Source organism: Lactococcus sp. LG1267 (assembly GCF_017309545.1).
In the GTDB taxonomy this organism is placed as follows: Bacteria; Bacillota; Bacilli; order Lactobacillales; family Streptococcaceae; genus Lactococcus; species Lactococcus petauri.
On record NZ_CP071295.1, the window covers coordinates 836,570 to 854,692 of the forward strand.

At 39.0% G+C, this 18,123-nt stretch carries 18 protein-coding genes; 15 read left to right on the plus strand and 3 right to left on the minus strand.

The window, feature by feature from the left end:
* The first annotated feature begins 48 nt into the window (after positions 1 to 48).
* From spx to J0J33_RS04200, 5 genes are all read left to right on the plus strand, one after another.
* The gene (spx, locus tag J0J33_RS04180; RefSeq protein WP_003134024.1) at positions 49 to 447 is read left to right on the plus strand and encodes a transcriptional regulator Spx; all 399 of its coding nucleotides are present in this window, start codon (positions 49 to 51) and stop codon (positions 445 to 447) included.
* A gap of 135 nt (positions 448 to 582) precedes the next feature.
* The gene (locus J0J33_RS04185; protein ID WP_019294145.1) at positions 583 to 1,356 is read left to right on the plus strand and encodes a TatD family hydrolase; all 774 of its coding nucleotides are present in this window, start codon (positions 583 to 585) and stop codon (positions 1,354 to 1,356) included.
* Positions 1,353 to 1,898 carry a ribonuclease M5 gene (gene rnmV / locus J0J33_RS04190; RefSeq protein WP_019292656.1) on the plus strand — a complete coding sequence of 182 codons (546 nt, stop codon included), beginning with the start codon at positions 1,353 to 1,355 and terminating at the stop codon, positions 1,896 to 1,898. Before J0J33_RS04185 ends, rnmV begins: the two co-directional genes overlap by 4 nt.
* Positions 1,895 to 2,818 carry an ABC transporter ATP-binding protein gene (locus tag J0J33_RS04195; protein ID WP_206888255.1) on the plus strand — a complete coding sequence of 308 codons (924 nt, stop codon included), beginning with the start codon at positions 1,895 to 1,897 and terminating at the stop codon, positions 2,816 to 2,818. Before rnmV ends, J0J33_RS04195 begins: the two co-directional genes overlap by 4 nt.
* Entirely contained in the window at positions 2,811 to 3,581 is a 771-nt protein-coding gene (locus tag J0J33_RS04200) for an ABC transporter permease (protein WP_019292654.1), read from the plus strand. The genes J0J33_RS04195 and J0J33_RS04200 overlap by 8 nt, the downstream gene beginning before the upstream one ends.
* Before the next feature lie 57 nt (positions 3,582 to 3,638).
* On the opposite strand, the gene J0J33_RS04205 is transcribed toward J0J33_RS04200, so the two are convergent.
* Positions 3,639 to 4,610 (minus strand): LacI family DNA-binding transcriptional regulator, encoded by a 972-nt coding sequence (locus tag J0J33_RS04205; protein WP_019292431.1) that lies wholly within the window; start codon positions 4,608 to 4,610, stop codon positions 3,639 to 3,641.
* Positions 4,610 to 6,025 (minus strand): sucrose-6-phosphate hydrolase, encoded by a 1,416-nt coding sequence (locus tag J0J33_RS04210; protein WP_206888259.1) that lies wholly within the window; start codon positions 6,023 to 6,025, stop codon positions 4,610 to 4,612. The genes J0J33_RS04205 and J0J33_RS04210 overlap by 1 nt, the downstream gene beginning before the upstream one ends.
* Positions 6,026 to 6,207: 182 nt before the next feature.
* On the opposite strand from J0J33_RS04210, the gene J0J33_RS04215 reads away from it, so the two are divergent.
* The 4 genes from J0J33_RS04215 to J0J33_RS04230 all read left to right on the plus strand — a co-directional run bounded on the left by J0J33_RS04215 (position 6,208) and on the right by J0J33_RS04230 (position 10,684).
* Entirely contained in the window at positions 6,208 to 8,145 is a 1,938-nt protein-coding gene (locus J0J33_RS04215) for a sucrose-specific PTS transporter subunit IIBC (RefSeq protein WP_206888262.1), read from the plus strand.
* Positions 8,146 to 8,161: 16 nt separating this feature from the next.
* Entirely contained in the window at positions 8,162 to 9,037 is an 876-nt protein-coding gene (gene scrK / locus J0J33_RS04220; RefSeq protein WP_165706421.1) for a fructokinase ScrK, read from the plus strand.
* A 174-nt stretch (positions 9,038 to 9,211) separates the two neighbouring features.
* A complete protein-coding gene (rsmA, locus tag J0J33_RS04225) occupies positions 9,212 to 10,102 on the plus strand; it encodes a 16S rRNA (adenine(1518)-N(6)/adenine(1519)-N(6))-dimethyltransferase RsmA (RefSeq protein ID WP_029345685.1) in 891 nt (296 codons plus the stop codon).
* A complete protein-coding gene (locus J0J33_RS04230; protein WP_019293328.1) occupies positions 10,103 to 10,684 on the plus strand; it encodes a uracil-DNA glycosylase family protein in 582 nt (193 codons plus the stop codon).
* 97 nt (positions 10,685 to 10,781) lie between these two features.
* On the opposite strand, the gene J0J33_RS04235 is transcribed toward J0J33_RS04230, so the two are convergent.
* The gene (locus J0J33_RS04235; RefSeq protein ID WP_019293329.1) at positions 10,782 to 11,228 is read right to left on the minus strand and encodes a GNAT family N-acetyltransferase; all 447 of its coding nucleotides are present in this window, start codon (positions 11,226 to 11,228) and stop codon (positions 10,782 to 10,784) included.
* A gap of 109 nt (positions 11,229 to 11,337) precedes the next feature.
* Here J0J33_RS04235 and J0J33_RS04240 point away from each other — a divergent pair, with 109 nt between their 5' ends.
* From J0J33_RS04240 to J0J33_RS04265, 6 genes are all read left to right on the plus strand, one after another.
* Positions 11,338 to 12,459, plus strand: coding sequence for an AI-2E family transporter (locus J0J33_RS04240; RefSeq protein WP_206921791.1), 1,122 nt, complete (start codon positions 11,338 to 11,340; stop codon positions 12,457 to 12,459).
* A gap of 45 nt (positions 12,460 to 12,504) precedes the next feature.
* On the plus strand, positions 12,505 to 13,833 hold the full coding sequence (locus J0J33_RS04245) for a hemolysin family protein (protein WP_004259258.1): 1,329 nt from the start codon (positions 12,505 to 12,507) through the stop codon (positions 13,831 to 13,833).
* 112 nt (positions 13,834 to 13,945) lie between these two features.
* Positions 13,946 to 15,406 (plus strand): DHA2 family efflux MFS transporter permease subunit, encoded by a 1,461-nt coding sequence (locus J0J33_RS04250; protein WP_019292423.1) that lies wholly within the window; start codon positions 13,946 to 13,948, stop codon positions 15,404 to 15,406.
* 66 nt (positions 15,407 to 15,472) lie between these two features.
* Positions 15,473 to 16,267, plus strand: coding sequence for a pyruvate formate-lyase-activating protein (pflA, locus tag J0J33_RS04255; RefSeq protein WP_019292422.1), 795 nt, complete (start codon positions 15,473 to 15,475; stop codon positions 16,265 to 16,267).
* Positions 16,268 to 16,412: 145 nt separating this feature from the next.
* Entirely contained in the window at positions 16,413 to 17,357 is a 945-nt protein-coding gene (locus J0J33_RS04260; RefSeq protein WP_014024319.1) for a manganese-dependent inorganic pyrophosphatase, read from the plus strand.
* Positions 17,357 to 18,121, plus strand: a complete 765-nt coding sequence (locus J0J33_RS04265; RefSeq protein WP_198494950.1) for a DUF1803 domain-containing protein — start codon at positions 17,357 to 17,359, stop codon at positions 18,119 to 18,121. The genes J0J33_RS04260 and J0J33_RS04265 overlap by 1 nt, the downstream gene beginning before the upstream one ends.
* Positions 18,122 to 18,123 lie beyond the last annotated feature (2 nt).

Here is an 18,123-nt window from a genome sequence, read left to right on the forward strand (position 1 = left end):
TATAAATAAGATCATGGATTGTTCCATATTAATATAAAGGAGAGAGGGATGCTTACTATTTATACGGCCCCATCTTGTACGAGTTGTAAAAAAGCTAAAACTTGGCTTACTTATCACAATATTCCATTTCAAGAACGTAACCTCATTGGCGACCCACTTTCAGCAGAAGAAATTAGTCGTATTCTTGAAAAGTGTGATGATGGTGTGGAAGGGCTTATTTCTAGCCGTAATCGCTTTGTGAAGACCTTAGGCGTTGATTTTGAAGACTTGTCGCTTTCAGCAGCCATCAAAATCATTTCAGAAAATCCGCAAATCATGCGCCGTCCAATCATTATGGATGAAAAACGTCTACATGTGGGATACAACGAAGAAGAAATCCGTGCTTTTTTACCGCGTACAGTACGTATTTTAGAAAATGGCGGCGCTCGTTTGCGCAATGCCATCTAAAAGCAAATGCAATTATTATAAACACCCCGAGCGGGTGTTTTTTGCTGCATGCTTTTAGTAAAGGAAAATTTTCTTTTTAAAATAGAGCGGTTTTTCTAAGATAAGATTTGCTTTATTTTGGGTTATAATAGAAGAATGGATATTTTTGACACGCACACACACCTCAATTCAGATGAATTTATTGGTAGAGAAAAGGAAATTATTACTCAGGCACATGAGCTAGGGGTTCATCGCATGAATATTGTCGGAGTGGATCGTAAAACAAATGATTGGGCGATAAAGCTTGCTACAGAACATGAAGAATGCTATGCTACGATTGGTTGGCATCCAGATGAATGTGGAAGCTTTGATCAAGCTGCAGAGCAGTATCTGCTGGAAAATTTGCAAAAAAATAAGGTGCTTGCAGTGGGCGAAATTGGCTTAGATTATCATTGGATGGTCGAATCAAAAGAACTGCAAGAACAAAGTTTTCGGCGCCAAATTCAAATTTCAAAAGAAGCAGATGTTCCTTTTGTGGTACACACACGTGATGCTTTAGCTGATACTTATGAAATTATAAAGTCTGAAGGCGTTGGCTCTCGTGGAGGAATCATGCACAGCTTTTCTGGTACCTATGAAGAGGCCCGACAGTTTCTGGAGCTTGGTCTAATGCTTTCTTTCTCAGGTGTTGTGACATTTAAAAAGGCTCTTGATGTCCAAGAAGCAGCTACAAAGCTTCCTTTAGATCGCATACTTGTGGAAACTGATGCCCCTTATCTTTCACCAATGCCTTATCGCGGTAAGGAAAATCAGCCAGGCTACACACGTTATACAGCAGAGAAAATTGCGGAACTTCGTGGACTTAGCTTGGAAGAAGTGGCTGAGCAAACCTATGCAAATGCACTGAAAGTTTTTGGTTTGACCTCATGAAAGAAAAAATCGAAAAAGTTATCGTCGTTGAAGGGCGAGATGACACAAGAAACCTGAAGCGCTTTTATGATCTGGATACCTATGAAACTGGTGGAAGTAGTATAGACGCGACTGATATCGAGCGGTTAAAGGTCCTCCAAGAGAAACGAGGGCTTGTTGTTTTTACTGATCCAGATTTTCAAGGGGAACGCATCCGTAAGATTATTATGCAAGCTATTCCTGAGGCGCAGCATGCCTTTTTGAAACGTGAAGAAGCACGACCTAAAGGTAAAGGTTCTCTCGGAGTAGAACATGCCAAGTATGAAGATTTGCAAAAAGCTTTGGGACACTTGACAGGAGGCGCGAATATCGAGCCGACTGTGGTTCAAGCAGATCTTATTAACTTTGGTCTTGTCCTCCGCTCTGATAGTCGCCAACGTCGGGAATATCTCTGTGAAGAACTCCGCATAGGTTATGCTAATGGCAAGCAAATCCTCAAAAGACTTAACATGTTTGGGATTGAGCTTCAACAAATAGAAGAAATAATGAAGGGCTATAAATGAAAAAAGCACTTGAAATAAAAAACTTAAGAAAAGTATATGATTCCGGTACGGAAGCCTTAAAAGGTATTGATTTAGCAGTTGAAGAAGGAGATTTTTATGCCTTGCTTGGTCCTAATGGGGCAGGGAAATCAACTACTATCGGTATTATTACTTCACTCGTGAATAAAACGTCTGGAACAGTTAAAGTCTTTGACTATGATATTGATAAAAATCTAGTGCAGGCTAAGCAACAACTCGGACTTGTGCCCCAAGAGTTTAACTTTAATCAGTTTGAAACGGTTCAACAAATCTTAGTCAATCAAGCCGGATACTATGGTGTACCTCGTAAGGAAGCGCTCAAACGCTCAGAAAAATATCTCACACAGTTGGAACTTTGGGAAAAGCGTAATGATCGTGCAGGACGTCTTTCTGGTGGGATGAAACGTCGTTTGATGATTGCGCGTGCCTTGATGCATGAGCCTAAGCTCTTGATTTTGGATGAGCCAACAGCGGGTGTTGATATTGATGTGCGCCGCTCAATGTGGGAATTTCTCGCACAACTCAATGCTTCAGGTACAACAATTATTCTGACGACACACTATTTGGAAGAAGCAGAAATGCTTTGCCGAAATATTGGAATTATCCAGTCTGGACAAGTGATTGAAGATACAAGTATGAAAAACTTACTATCGAAATTACAGTCGGAAACATTTATTCTCGATATTAAAGCGGAAGGGCAAGCACCAGAGCTTATTGGATATGAGATGAAATTGGTGGATTCCCAGACCTTGGAGCTTAAGATTGAACGCAATCAGGGCATCAATGCTGCTTTTGAGCAACTGACTGCCCAAGGCATTCAAGTTCTTTCCATGCGCAATAAATCAAATCGTCTAGAAGAGCTTTTTGTTAAGCTTACTCATGAGGAGGAAAAAAATGTTTAAACTCTACTGGACCGCAGGAAAATCTCTTGCTATTAAGGAAGTCACACGTTTTATGCGTATTTGGGTGCAAACTCTTGTGCCACCAGTGATTACGACCACACTTTATTTTATTATCTTTGGTAAAATGATTGGTTCACGAATCGGTGATATGCATGGCTTTTCTTATATGCAATTTATCGTGCCCGGACTTATCATGATGTCTGTTATTACTAGCTCTTATGCGAACGTTTCTTCGAGTTTCTTTTCGCAAAAATTTCAAAAAAATATTGAAGAATTACTCGTCGCTCCAGTGCCTACACATGTGATTATTTTAGGCTTTGTGGCCGGCGGAAGTCTTCGAGGTATTTTCGTTGGGACGTTAGTGACTATCATTTCGTTGCTTTTTGTTCCTTTAGTTGTGAAGTCTTGGCTCGTAATTATTGTAACTCTGTTGTTGACGGCTTTCCTCTTTTCCTTGGCTGGGCTTCTTAATGGTGTCTTTGCGCGTTCTTTTGATGATGTTTCGATCGTGCCAACATTTGTCTTACAACCTTTGACTTATCTCGGTGGTGTCTTCTATGCTATCTCTATGTTACCCCCAATTTGGCAGGACATTTCGAAAGTCAACCCGATCGTATATATGATTTCAGGTTTCCGTTATGGCTTTTTAGGTGTGCAAGATGTTGCCCTGTGGATTAGCTTGCTTGTGCTACTTGGTTTTGTCATTGCTCTCTATGCCGTTTGCTATTACTTTATTGAACGTGGTCGTGGTTTGAGATCTTGAAAGTAAGATAAAGAAAGTTAGAATAAAAAAGCGAAAACCGATTGGTTTTCGCTTTTTTTATTCTTCTTCGAAAGGCTTTCGTCCTTGATGTAAAGTTATAGGAAGTTTATATGAGTTTTCGACTGTTTCTCCTTGGATTTTACGAATAACTAAGTCGACTAAAAGCTCCGCCAAATCTGTAATGGGTTGCTTCACTGTCGTCAAGTCTGGATGATATTCCCTGATAAACTCTGTGCCGTCAAAGCCAATGATACTTATATCTTTGTTCATTGCCGCCGCTAGATTTTTCACAAGAAGTGCTGTTAAGTCATCTGTGCAGAAAATCCCGTCAAAGTCAGATTTTTTTAAAATTCTCTTGATTTCTTCTTTTTTATTCAGAAAAGTTAAACTTGTTGGGATTTTAATCACATGAGGTTCTAAGTCATGCTTTTTCATCACAGAGAGATAGCCTTCGCGTCTGAGGCGCGTGGGCGAATTAGTATTGTCACTGCCGGTAAAAATAGCAATTTTTTTGTTCCCGTTTTTTATCAAAGTTTCTGTTGCTAAACGACCGCCTTGCAAATTATCTGAACTAACGATAGTAGTTTGTGCAGTGAGGATGCGGTCAAAAGATACGATAGGTGCGTGGATTGCAGTATAATCGTTAGTACTTAAATTATGACTTCCATAAATGATGCCATCCACTTGGTTAGAAAGAAGTAAAGTTAAATAATCTCTTTCTTTCCTTTCGTCGTGCTCAGTTGTTGCCAGCATGGCTTTATAACCTCTTCGAAAGAGCGCCTGTTCAATTTTTTCGATTAATTCTGCATAGAATACATTCTGGATATTAGGAAAAACGAGTCCAATTAATTTTAAAGATTTCCCTTGTAAAGAGCGGGCTGCAGCATTTGGGACATAATGTAAGTCACGCATTGCGGCCTCAACCTTAGCAATAGTTGTGTCGCTTAAGTACCCTTTGTTATTAATCACACGCGAAGCGGTTGTCAAACTTACACCCGCTTTTTTTGCAACATCTTCAAGTTTAACCACTAATTCAGTTCCCACATTTTAATATTTATCGGTTTTTCACTTTGTATAAAATACTGTTCTTTGTTAGGAAATACACGCCCCGATAAGACTTTCTCTCCATCATTAATAAAAATTTCAAAAATAGATTTATCTATAAATAGATTAACTTTTTCTATTTTAACATTTACTGTCCTTTTTTCATAATTTCTTTTAACCGTGAAACAATCATTTTCCTTGTCAATATGGATTTCCAGTGCACTTTCATGAGAAGCGTTTGCCATGATATTCAAATGGTGTGATTCTTCAGACTTGAGGTCAATTTCCATTTCAAAAACATTATGAGTCGAAATCAGCTCTTCTTTGAGTAAAAACTCTTTTTTCTTTTTGCGTAGAGTTTTCATTTCATCTACAGGAGTTTGATAAAGCTTTCCGTCTTTAACACTTAGTTTTTTGACCATAGACAAGGCGCCTTGCACGCCAAACTGATCTGTCGGATAAGTTGTATCTGGTAAACCTAACCAAGAAATAGCATAAGCAGAGCCGTCAGGAGCATTAAAAGCCTGTGTGGCATAACAGTCAAAGCCATAATCAAGATTTTCTATCCTATTGTCGCCCATTAACCGGACTTCTTTATCAACAGAAAAAGAATCGGCAATAAGATAGGTATTGGGATAAATATTGCCATAAGAGCAGATTGATTGATCCAAGCCTTGGGGGCAGAAGATGAGGACCGGTGTGTTATTTATAAAGATAAGATTGGGACATTCGATCATATAGCCCATCTTTTCTGAAGTAAAATTCAAAAATCCTAAGTCCTCCCAAGCTGTTAATTGCTCATTTTTAGAGCGATAAATCTTTATTTTTCCTTCTTCGGCGACAGATTGTGCACCAATCAGCATATAGTGTTTCTTTTGGTGTTGAAAAATTTGTGGATCTCGAAAGTGATCAGTTGTTTCTGAGAAATTGGGATAGATTATAGGCTCTGGCAACTTTTCTAGCTGATTTTCTTTATCCAACTTAGCACCAAGTTGATAAGGTATGCGTGTCCAATCCTCTTTACGATGATTTCCTGTGTACATGATAAAAAGTGCATCATCAAGAGGAAAAGCAGAACCAGAAAAAGCACCAGCGTTCTCAAATTTCGTATCAGGGTAGAGAATGAGTCCTGATTTTTCAAAGTGCACCAAATCTGTAGAAGTCAAATGTACCCATGACTTCAAACCATGCACAGCGCCAAATGGAAAATGTTGGTAAAAGAGATGCCATTTGCCATTAAAAAATGAAAAACCATTGGGGTCATTGAGAAGACCGGTTTCTGGCTCAATATGAAAAGTTGAGGGCCAAGGGGATTGAGCAACACGTTCGCGTAAGGTCTTTAATTCATCCTCAGAATAGCTTTCATAAGCACGGTATCGTTCAGTGGTAGTCCATGTCATTTCTTGTATTTCCTTATCGTCATATTTTATTTTTATGATAAACGTTTTTCATGTAAAAGTCAATTTATAAACTTGATTATTTTAAGTTATGTTTTATTTTGTGTTAAACGCTTGACATATTTTTTGTAAAGTGATTAAATGTGTTATGTAAGCGACACCAAAATAAATTTTAGGAGAAAACTATGAACCACAAACAAGTTGCTGAACGGATTATTTCTGCTGTGGGAGAAGAGAATATTCAAGCAGCAGCACATTGCGCAACCCGCTTGCGCCTTGTACTGAAAGACAGCTCATTGATTCATCAAGAAGCCTTAGACAATGACCCAGATCTCAAAGGAACTTTTGAGACGGCGGGACAATATCAAATCATTGTGGGACCTGGTGATGTCAATAAAGTCTATGAGGGATTTGTCAAACTTACAGGAGTAAAAGAGGCGTCGACAGCTGATTTAAAAGAGATTGTAAACAGCCAAAGCAAACCAAATCCTGTGATGGCATTAGTCAAACTTCTTTCAGATATCTTTGTTCCTTTGATTCCCGCTCTTGTTGCAGGTGGTTTATTGATGGCACTCAATAACGCTCTTACCGCTGAGAATCTTTTTGCAGCAAAATCAGTTGTTGAAATGTTTCCAGCTTGGAAAGGATTTGCAGACATTGTCAATGCTATGAGTGCAGCACCATTTGCCTTTATGCCTGTTCTTATAGGATTTTCGGCTACCAAACGTTTCGGAGGAAATCCCTATCTTGGTGCGGTTATCGGGATGATTATGGTGATGCCATCGCTTGTCAATGGTTATGCGGTGGCCACAGCTATTGCAAACAATGAAATGACCTACTGGAATATATTTGGTTTAAATGTTGCTCAGGCAGGTTATCAAGGTCAAGTACTTCCTGTTATTGGGGTATCTTTTGTCCTTGCAAAGCTGGAAAACTTTTTCCATAAACATTTGAACAACGCAGTTGACTTCACTTTCACACCATTGCTTTCGGTAATTATTACAGGATTTCTCACTTTTACCATAATTGGTCCTGCACTTCGTTTTGTATCAAATGGTTTAACAGATGGCTTGGTTGGCCTTTATGACACCTTAGGTGCCTTAGGAATGTTCATATTTGGCGGCTTTTACTCACTGATTGTTTTGACAGGTTTACACCAAAGCTTTTCAGCAATTGAAACCATGCTTATCACTAACTATCAGCATTCGGGTATTGGTGGGGACTTTATTTTTCCGGTTGCAGCCGCAGCCAATATGGCACAAGCAGGTGCAACCTTCGCGATCTTCTTCTTGACAAAAAATATTAAAACAAAGGCGCTCGCAGCTCCAGCTGGTTTTTCCGCCCTTTTAGGGATAACTGAGCCTGCTCTCTTTGGGGTCAACCTAAAACTTAAATATCCATTCTTTATTGCACTTGGTGCTTCCGCTGTTGGTTCATTATTTATGGGGCTTTTTCATGTGCTGGGTGTAAGCCTAGGTTCTGCCGGTTTGATTGGCTTTATCTCCATTAAAGCAGGCTACAATCTGCAGTTTATGTTCGCTATTTTGATTAGCTTTATCCTTGCATTCATTGTTACTTTGATTTACGGACGACAAGTTGAAAACAAAAAAATTGAGGAGCCTCAGGTAGAGAAGCCCACTTCTGAAATGCAAGATATAGAAAACTCTGAAAAGGAAGCAATTTTCGTACCAATCAATGGCACAGCTTTTCCACTCTCGCAGGTCAATGATCCTGTATTCTCCACAGAAAAAATGGGCAAAGGTGTCGCTATCCAACCTGCAGATGATCATGTCTTTGCGCCAGCAGATGGAGAAATTGTGATTGCTTACGAAACGGGTCATGCCTATGGTATGAAAACCGAAAGTGGAGCAGAAATCTTGATTCACATTGGTATTGATACGGTCACGATGAAGGGCAAAGGGTTTAGCCAAAATGTGAAGGCAGGCCAAAAAGTTAAAAAAGGTGACTTGCTTGGAACATTTAACAGAAAGACTATCAAGGAAGCTGGGTTAGAGGATATGGTAATGATGATGATTACAAATTCGTCTGATTATAACGATATTTTAGTGTTAAAGGAATATGCAGAAGTAGTAAAACAGGAAAAAATTCTTTCATTAATTTGAAGAAAAGGAGTAGAAGTTGACAATGTATTATGGATCTATAGAAGCTGGTGGGACAAAATTTGTGCTCGCCGTTGCGGATGAGCAGTTCGAGCTTGTAGATAAAATTAGAATATCTACCACAACACCCGAGGAAACAATTGCTGCTACCGTCGATTACTTTAAATCAAAAAATGTTGCGGCAATTGGCTTAGGATCGTTTGGTCCTATCGATATTAACAGTAAAAGTAAAACTTACGGCTTTATTACTTCAACACCTAAGGCTGGTTGGGCAAATACGGATTTGGTTGGACTTTTAGAAGACGCGCTTCATGTTCCCATAGCTTTTACTACTGATGTAAATGCATCGGCTTATGGTGAAATGATGAATACTGCTCTTGAAAATCTAGTCTACTTTACTATTGGTACAGGGATTGGCGGCGGCGCTATTCAAGGCGGTCACTTTATTGGTGCTACAAGCCATGCTGAAATGGGCCATCAAATGGTTAAACGTCATCCAAACGATCTTTATTTTAAAGGTATTTGTCCGTTTCATGGTGATTGTTTGGAAGGACTGGCTTCAGGTCCAAGTCTTGAAGCCAGAACAGGGATTTCGGGTGAAGAACTTCCTGCAGACAGCCCTGAGTGGGAAATCTTGGCCTACTATATCGCGCAAGGCGTGCTTAATGCAACTTTAACATTAGCACCTGATGCTATTATACTAGGCGGTGGGATTATGGAGCAGCCCAATATGCTCGCATATGTTCAAAAAGAATTTGTGAAACTTCTGAATCATTACGTTGCTCTCCCATGTCCGATAGATGAATATTTGCGACTGCCGAGTGTTTCGGAAAATGGCTCCGCAACCCTTGGGAATTTTGCTTTAGGTAAAGTAGCCTTAGAGCTTGTGGAGTGAGATGTTGGGCTTCCTAAAATATTATTCGTGGCTCACAAGCTAAAGTTAAGGAGAAAAAGTATGTTTTGCTTAGCTTATTTGCATTTACGGTTATAAAAAGAAAAAAACGGAAATTCTTTGATTTCTGTTTTTTCTTTAAAAGCAGTTCGTCGGCTTTTCTGCTATAATAAAGCTATGACAACTTCAAATATAGATCGTATCTCAAATGTCATTCGCACACAGGATATTCTTCGTCGGCATGACTTTAACTTTAAGAAAAAATTTGGTCAAAACTTTTTGACGGACCATAATATTTTGACAAAAATTACGGCAACTGCTGACCTTTCAGATCAAGTAAACGTGATTGAGATTGGACCAGGTATTGGTTCACTCACACAGTATTTACTTGAAGAGGCAGCAGAAGTAATGGCTTTTGAAATTGACAAAACTTTGATTCCAATTTTGGAAGAAACTTTGGCGCCGTATGATAACTTTCAACTTGTAAATGCTGATGTTTTGAAAGTTGATATGCGTGAGCACATCAAGAATTTCAAAAATCCTGACTTGCCTATAAAAGTCGTAGCAAATCTTCCTTATTACATTACAACACCAATTCTCATGCACTTGATTGAATCTAAGATTCCCTTTACTGAGTTTGTAGTGATGATGCAAAAAGAGGTTGCGGATCGTATTGCAGCTAAACCAAGCACAAAGGCTTATGGCTCGCTTTCGATAGCGGTGCAATATTATATGGAAGCACAAGTCGCTTTCACTGTGCCGCGCACAGTTTTTGTTCCAGCGCCTAATGTAGATTCAGCTATATTGAAGATGACACGCCGCGAGCAGCCTTTGGTTGCTGTGAAGGATGAAGATTTCTTCTTTAAAACCATGCACTCAACCTTTGTTCACCGTCGTAAAACCTTGATGAACAACTTACAATCTGCTTTTGGTAAGGATAAAAAACCAGAAATAACTGAACTTTTGGCCCAGGCGGATATTTCGCCTACCATTCGTGCCGAAGCACTTTCAATACCAGAATTCGCACGATTAGCTGATGCTCTACTTCCTCTCAAAGAAGGAGAATAAATGGATAAGCTGTCAAAAATTTTTCAAGCCATAAAAGAAGATCCGCAAAATACTTTGTATACTGCACAAGGTATTGACCCGCTCTACTCTGCACACCAGGAAGCAAAAATCCTTATCGTAGGTCAGGCACCGGGGATTCGAGCACAGGAGAGTCGTCTTTTTTGGAATGATCCTTCCGGGGATCGTCTTCGTGAATGGCTAGGGATTTCTTATGAAGAATTTTACAGCTCATCTAAGCTCGCCATCTTGCCTATGGACTTTTACTTTCCAGGTAAAGGAAAATCTGGTGATTTACCGCCCCGTAAAGGCTTTGCGGAAAAATGGCATCCTTTATTGATTAAAGAAATGCCGCAGTTGGAGCTTATTGTCCTCATTGGTTCTTACGCGATTCCTTACTATCTTAATGTGCCGAAGAAAACACGTATTACTGATGTTGTACGTGATTTTGAGAATTATCTACCGGAATATTTTCCACTTGTGCATCCTTCACCACGTAATAATATTTGGTTACGGAAAAATCCATGGTTTGAGGCACAGGTCTTGCCGGAGTTAAAAATAAGAGTAAAAAATCTCCTTGCTTGAAGCAAGGAGGTTTAGTTTTGTTTAAGGAATTGCTAATATAATGCATATAAATAAAGGAAAGCGCTCTCCAACGGTGAATAGGTGAGCGCTTATTTTTTTATTTAATTTCAAAAGACATGGTAACATGTTCGATTCCAGCTTCTGTAAAGGTTTTGCCTTGCGCTTGAAAGCCGAATTTTTCATAGAGGCCTTTGGCGCTAAGTTGTGCATGCAAAGTTAAAAGGGTAATTCCTGCTTGATTGCAAAAATCAAGAAGACTTTGTAATAGGACATTTGCATAACCTTTGCCACGTTCCTCTTTTAGAACAGCCATTCGTTGGACCACAGCATGTTTCTTATCTTCGCTATCCACCAAAAGACGAACAGTCGCTAAGGCTTTACCATCCTCGTAACCTACAAAGTGCACGGAATGTGCCTCATCAATAGGACTGCCAACTTCTAAATCAAAAGGAACACCTTGCTCCTTTACAAAAACCGTATTACGAATACGTAATGCATCACAGTATATTTCCGACATGGTGTCACGGGTTTGCTTGATTTGCATAAATTTCCTCCCGAAATCTTGAATTTGCGTAAAAATCTTATTTCAATTATAATATAAATAGCTTTAAAAAAAAAGAAAGGGCTTCGTTTGCCCTTATTAGTAGGATATTATGTTTAAAAACAGTAGATTATTTTTTTGGACAGTAGAAATTTTAGCAGCGACCCTGCTTATTTTTATGCTCATGCAACTGGAATTTCTCTTCCAACCGGTCAAAACTCTTTTGGCCCTGCTCTTTATTCCCTTCATCATCGCGGGTTTTCTTTACTACATCTTCAAACCCGTAGTGACTTATATGGAAACCCGTTGGAAAATTAAACGTTTCTTTGCGATTTTGATTGTTTTGATTACTTTGCTTGGGCTTGTGGTTTGGAGTATTGCGTCTATCATCCCTAATATCGTTTCGCAGTTAAGTAGCTTGATTGATGCCAGTACGAAAGCATTTCCTGAGTTTCGTCATTGGATTGAATCTTTACAAAATGATCCACGTTTTGCTCACATTTACCGTCAGCTGGACATTAATGGCATGATTAGTAATATTAATTTATCTTATACTGATATTCTGAATAATTTGCTTAAAAATTTAACGGACAGTGTTGGAAGCATCGTAAGTATCATTTCCTCTGTGGTTATGGTTGCTATCTTAGTTCCTATCCTACTTTACTATATGCTAAAAGATGGTGAAAAATTACTTCCTTCTTTAAAACGTACAATTTTTCGTGAAGATCCACTTGGTTTTGTTGAGCTCCTCGAGAAGATGAATGCCACAATTTCTCGTTATATTTCGGGCGTGGCTTTGGACTCGCTTTTGGTTTTCATCTTTGTCTTTGTAGGTTACATGTTGTTCGGCATTCCTTACGCCTTCTTGTTTGCCAGCTTTTCGGCTATTACCAACTTAATTCCTTATGCAGGACCCTATATCGGAGTTTTGCCGGTAATTTTTACTTTGGCATTTACTCAACCTTGGACAGCTGTACTCGCTGTCGCTTATGTTTTAATCCTACAACAGATTGACGGGAACCTTGTTTATCCTAAAATCGTGGGGAATGCTGTGCGCGTTCACCCTGTGACGGTTATGGTTTTGATGTTGGTTTCAGGAAGTTTATATGGGATTCTAGGTATGATTATTGCCGTACCTGTCTACTCATTAGTTAAAGAAATTGTGAAGTTCCTTGCTGGCTTATGGCATAATCATCGTGAGCAAGAAAAGAAAAAAATATTTCAAAACGATTAAACTATGATATAATAGTTTTCATATTACTAAAAAATAGGAGTAAAAATGGCACACCCTGACCCCGAGAGCACCTCGATAATTTTACAGATTTTATTACTTGTTTTTCTTACTGCTTTGAATGCATTCTTCTCAGCAAGTGAGATGGCACTCGTTTCTCTATCGCGATCGCGTGTAGAGCAAAAGGCGAGTGAAGGCGATGAGCAGTATCAATATTTGCTTAGTGTAATCGATAATCCGACACACTTCCTGTCCACCGTTCAAGTTGGGATTACCTTCTTGAATATCGTAGCGGGGGCAAGTTTGGCTGATACATTAGCTGCACAGCTGGCACCGTTGTTTGGTGATACAAGCTTTGCCCAAACCTTAAGTAAAATCATTATCTTGGTTATTTTGACTTTCTTTACGATTGTATTTGGTGAGCTTTTCCCTAAACGTATCGCTCAGGCTCTTAAAGAAAAAGCAGCTTTGAAAATGGTTCGTCCCTTGATGGCGATTGGTGTAGTTTTAAAACCTTTCATTTGGTTGTTGACCATTACGATTAATGGGCTGGCAAGAATTTTCCCAATCAAGTTTGACAGCAGTGATGATGACATGACACGTGATGAGATTGAGTATCTCGTGCACACGGATGAAACGGCCTTAGATGATTCTGAACGTGAAATGATTACAGGTGTTTTCAGTCTTGATGAACTTGTAGCACGTGAAATTATGGTTCCACGTACGGATGCCTTCATGATTGATATCAATGATGATCCGCGTGAAAATATTGAGAAAATGCTCAGCGAGTCATACTCTCGTGTGCCTGTTTATGATGATGATAAAGACAACATCTTAGGGATTATTCACACCAAACGTATCTTAGCTCGAGGCTTTGCTGACGGTTTTGATAACATTGATTTCCGTGAGATGTTGCAAGAACCACTCTTTGTTCCTGAAACAGTCTTTGTGGATGACTTGATGCTCCAGATGCGTAACACCCAAAATCAAATGGCTATTTTGCTGAATGAATATGGGGGCGTTGAAGGTATCGTCACACTTGAAGATTTGATTGAAGAAATCGTCGGAGAGATTGAAGACGAAACGGATATTGCAGAAGCAGAAGTTCATAAGATCGGTGAGAACATGTATGTGGTTCAAGGTAAAATGACCATCAATGACTTTAATGACGAGTTTGGCACACATTTGGTCAACAAGGATGTAGACACAATGGCTGGTTTCTTCCTCTCAGAAACAGGACAAATTCCAGAAAAAGGACAACAAGTGATGTGTAAGATTGACAACTTAGAAGATCATTTCTCACTCACAAGTCTGGAAGTAGATGGAAATCGTATATTAAAACTTCGTGTGGAGTTCGATGTAGAGCTTCCTGAATAAAAGTAAAAGATAGATTAAAATTAATCTATCTTTTTATTTTACTGTCCTGACTTTCTGAAAAAAACTATGATAAAATGTAAAAGAAATGAAGATATAGAACAGAGGAGGGAATATGAAAAGAAAAGAACATTTGGCTATTGTTATAGCTATTTTTATTGCAACATTTATGACATCTGTTGAGGTTACGATTGTGACCACAGCTATGCCAACCATCATTTCTCAGTTGAAAGGACTAGAACTCCAAAGCTGGGTATTTGCTATTTATTTACTTATTTCGGCTATTGCAACACCAATCTATGGAAAACTTGCGGATAATCTGGGGCGAAAAAATATTTTTATCTTTGGACTTGTCTCTTTTGTGATTGGTTCGATACTTTGTGGTATTGCCCCCAACATGCTGTTCCTCATTATTTTTCGAGCGATTCAAGGTATCGGTGCAGGAGCTGTGATGCCTTTAACCTTCACAATTATTGCTGATTTATTTGATTTTGAAGAGCGTGCAAAAATTATGGCGTTGAATAATACAGCTTGGGCGATTTCGGCTTTAGTAGGCCCGTTGCTTGGCGGATGGATTGTTGATACGTTGGGCTGGCACTGGGTTTTCTTCATCAATGTGCCCTTGGGATTGATCACACTTTTACTTACAATTTTTGGTTATAAGGATGTACACGAAAAAACAGCAAAACAACCGATGGACTGGGCAGGTATTGTCTCTCTATCTGTACTTTTAGTTTCATTATTACTGATGTTTCAAGAAATGTCAGCTTCCACAATCAATTGGCTATTAGAAGTTGTGCTCCTCTTCTTGATTGTTGCGGCCAGCATCATTTTTATTCGTACAGAGAAAAAAGCAGTCGATCCTTTATTTAATTTAGAAATGTTTAAAACAAGGACTTTCAGTATTCAGATTATTATTTCAATGCTTTTAAGTGGCTGCTTGATTGCTTTCAATATTTATTTTCCTATTTGGCTACAAGCCATTTACCGCGTTCCAGCCTTTGTTGCAGGTCTTGCATTAACACCTACATCATTGTTTTGGATGGTAACCAGTTTCTTTGTTGGTTTTCTTTTACGACGTTTTGCGCCGAAGAGACTTTATGCCGTTTTAGTGGGTATTCTTATCCTTGTCTACATTCCCTTGGTTCTTTCAAGTGTTGCTTTCCCAATCGAAGGTTTTTACATTATTTCTGCTTTTACAGGAAGTGTGATGGGGGTTATACTTTCAACAACGACACTTTTGGCACAAAAAATGGTTCCTGCTGAAATGGTTGGTCAAGCAAGTTCTCTCGTTGTGCTAGGACGAACTTTGGGTCAGGCAATGATGACCGGGATATTGGGGCTAGCTTTTTCCTTAGGTATCAATGCGGGGCTCAGTAAATTTCCAGAAGTCAGCTTTAAGAATGTCAACGAATTTATTAGTACAGCTTCCAACGTAGTCGTTCCCGAGAAAATTCATGGTCAATTAGAACAAATCGTTCTTGGAGCTTTGCATAATGTTTTCTTCTTGGCCTTGCTTCTCTGCGTGATTACTTTTGTGGTTAACCTGTTTGATGATGGAAAATTAAGAGCCTAGAAAAGGATTTGATAATAAGAGAGATTTGAGGTATGATAAAAGCATACTGAAGAAGAGGAAAAGCTTATGACTGATACATATATTGAAGAAGCCAAAAAAGTAACCGGCCTGATTCACTCTACCGAATCCTTTGGATCTGTAGATGGTCCAGGAGTACGTTTCATTGTTTTTATGCAAGGTTGTCAAATGCGCTGCAAATATTGTCATAACCCAGATACTTGGGCGTTGAAAAACGAAAAAGCAACGACACGTACGGTAGAAGATGTGATGGACGAAGCACTTCGTTTCCGTGGTTTTTGGGGCGAAAAAGGAGGTATCACTGTATCTGGTGGGGAAGCCATGTTGCAAATTGACTTCGTCATCGCTCTTTTCCAATACGCTAAAAGTTTGGGTATCCATACCACATTAGACACTTCAGCACGGCCATTTAGAACAGATGAATATATCACCTCTCGTATTGATGAACTTCTTGAAGTCACAGATCTTGTTTTACTGGACTTGAAAGAAATTGATTCAAAACGTCATAAGGCCTTGACGGGACACCCTAATGAAAATATTTTAGAATTTGCCCGCTACCTTTCTGATAAGGGGCAAGCCATGTGGATCCGTCACGTGCTTGTACCAGGTGAAACGGATATTGATGAAGATTTAGAAAAGCTAGGGGAATTTGTTAAAACCTTGGATAATGTGCTAAAATTTGAAATCTTACCTTACCATACGATGGGAGAATTCAAATGGCGCGAACTAGGCTGGAAATATCCACTTGCAGGTGTTAAACCGCCGACAAAAGAACGTGTGTCCAATGCAAAATCAATCATGGGTACAGAAACTTATCAAGAATATTTAGAGAGAATTAGATAGAACTTGAAGGCCGCATTTGGCTTTCAAGTTTTTTCGGTGCCAAGATTAAGGCAAGAACACTTCCAGTAATAGATTGAAAGCGTGCGTAAATCCTCTTTTTTTGATATAATGAAGTGAATATAAATATATAAATGAGGTAAAAGAAATGTCAGATAAAATTTTTGTCTTTGGTCATCAAAAACCAGATACAGACGCAATCGCATCATCTTATGGTTTCTCATATTTGAGCAACCATCGTCCAGTTGGCGCTTTGAATACAGAGTGTGTTGCATTAGGTACACCTAATGAAGAAACGCAATTTGCGTTGGACTATTTTGGTGTAGAAGCACCACGTGTTGTAACATCAGCAGCAGCTGAAGGCGTGGATACAGTTATCTTGACGGATCACAATGAGTTCCAACAATCAATCGCAGATATTGCTTCATTAAATATCTTTGGTGTGGTGGACCACCACCGTGTGGCTAACTTCAATACTGCTTCTCCTTTGTTCATGACAATTGAACCTGTTGGCTCAGCTTCTTCAATTGTTTACCGCAAATTCCTTGAAGCGGGTGTTGAGATTCCCCGTGAAGTAGCAGGTCTCTTGCTTTCAGGTTTGATTTCAGATACCTTGCTTTTGAAATCACCAACAACACATGCAACTGACCATAAAGTTGCAGAAGAATTGGCAAAAATTGCTGGTGTTGATCTCCAAGAATATGGTATGGCTATGCTTAAAGCTGGCACAAACTTGGACAACAAGTCAGCAGATGAACTCATTGATATTGATGCAAAAACATTTGAACTTAATGGCAGTCGTATCCGTATCGCTCAGGTAAATACAGTTGAAATTCAAGATGTACTTTCACGCTTACACGATGTCAAAGTAGCCATCAAGAAAGCAATGGAAGTTGAACATTATGATGACTTTGTCTTCATGATTACAGATATCGTAAATTCTAACTCAGAAATTGTCGAAATCGGTAGCCACAAAGATAAAGTTGAAGCAGCTTTCCACTTTACGTTAGAAGACGACCATGCTTTCTTAGCTGGTGCCGTTTCACGTAAAAAGCAAGTTGTACCACAACTTACTGAAGAGTTTAACAAATAATGCCTATTCGCGTTTTTAATGAAAATAGGCTGACTTGTCAGCCTTTTTTCTTAAAACTGATTAATTACCTGCACGTGCATGAAGAGGTAACCTTACGCCAAATTCATAAAGTTTTTGAACAAGAGAAAAACTTAGATCGCCAGCTTGATAGCTTTATTGCTGCTGGTTTTATCTGGCGCAAGGATAAACGTTATGGCAATAATTTTAAAGTTTTTACTGATGCTGACTTTGATCTTTCTTCAAAAACAATGCCTGTAGCTGTTAATATCTATGAGAAACCATTTTTTGTGGCAGTTGGAAGTCAAGTGGAGCAGAGACTGGAGCAGTCTATTGTCCAGCAAAAACTTCAAAATAAAACCAATACAATCACGCTACATTTTTCAAGTCGGTATGATTTGACCACAGATAGCTTATTTAACTATTTTTACAAGGTGGCGCATCACTTACCGCTTACAATACTTGAACAAGAAGTATATCATCTTATGGGCGATGTTGATCCAGAGTATGCTCTGAAATACATGACCAGTTTTTTGCTCAAATTTACGCGTAAAGATATTGTCAAAGCACGTCCAGATATTTTCATCAGAGCCTTAGAAAAATATGGCTACATCTCCGCAGTAGGTGAACGAGAGTTTACGTCAAATCTTGCGTTTGACGATACACTTCAACTTGAAGAAATTCATTATGATTCTCCTCAAGACTTCATCTCTGCCCAAATCCAACAAACAAAGGTATTAAAGAACTTCATTTCCATAGGAGGATAAAA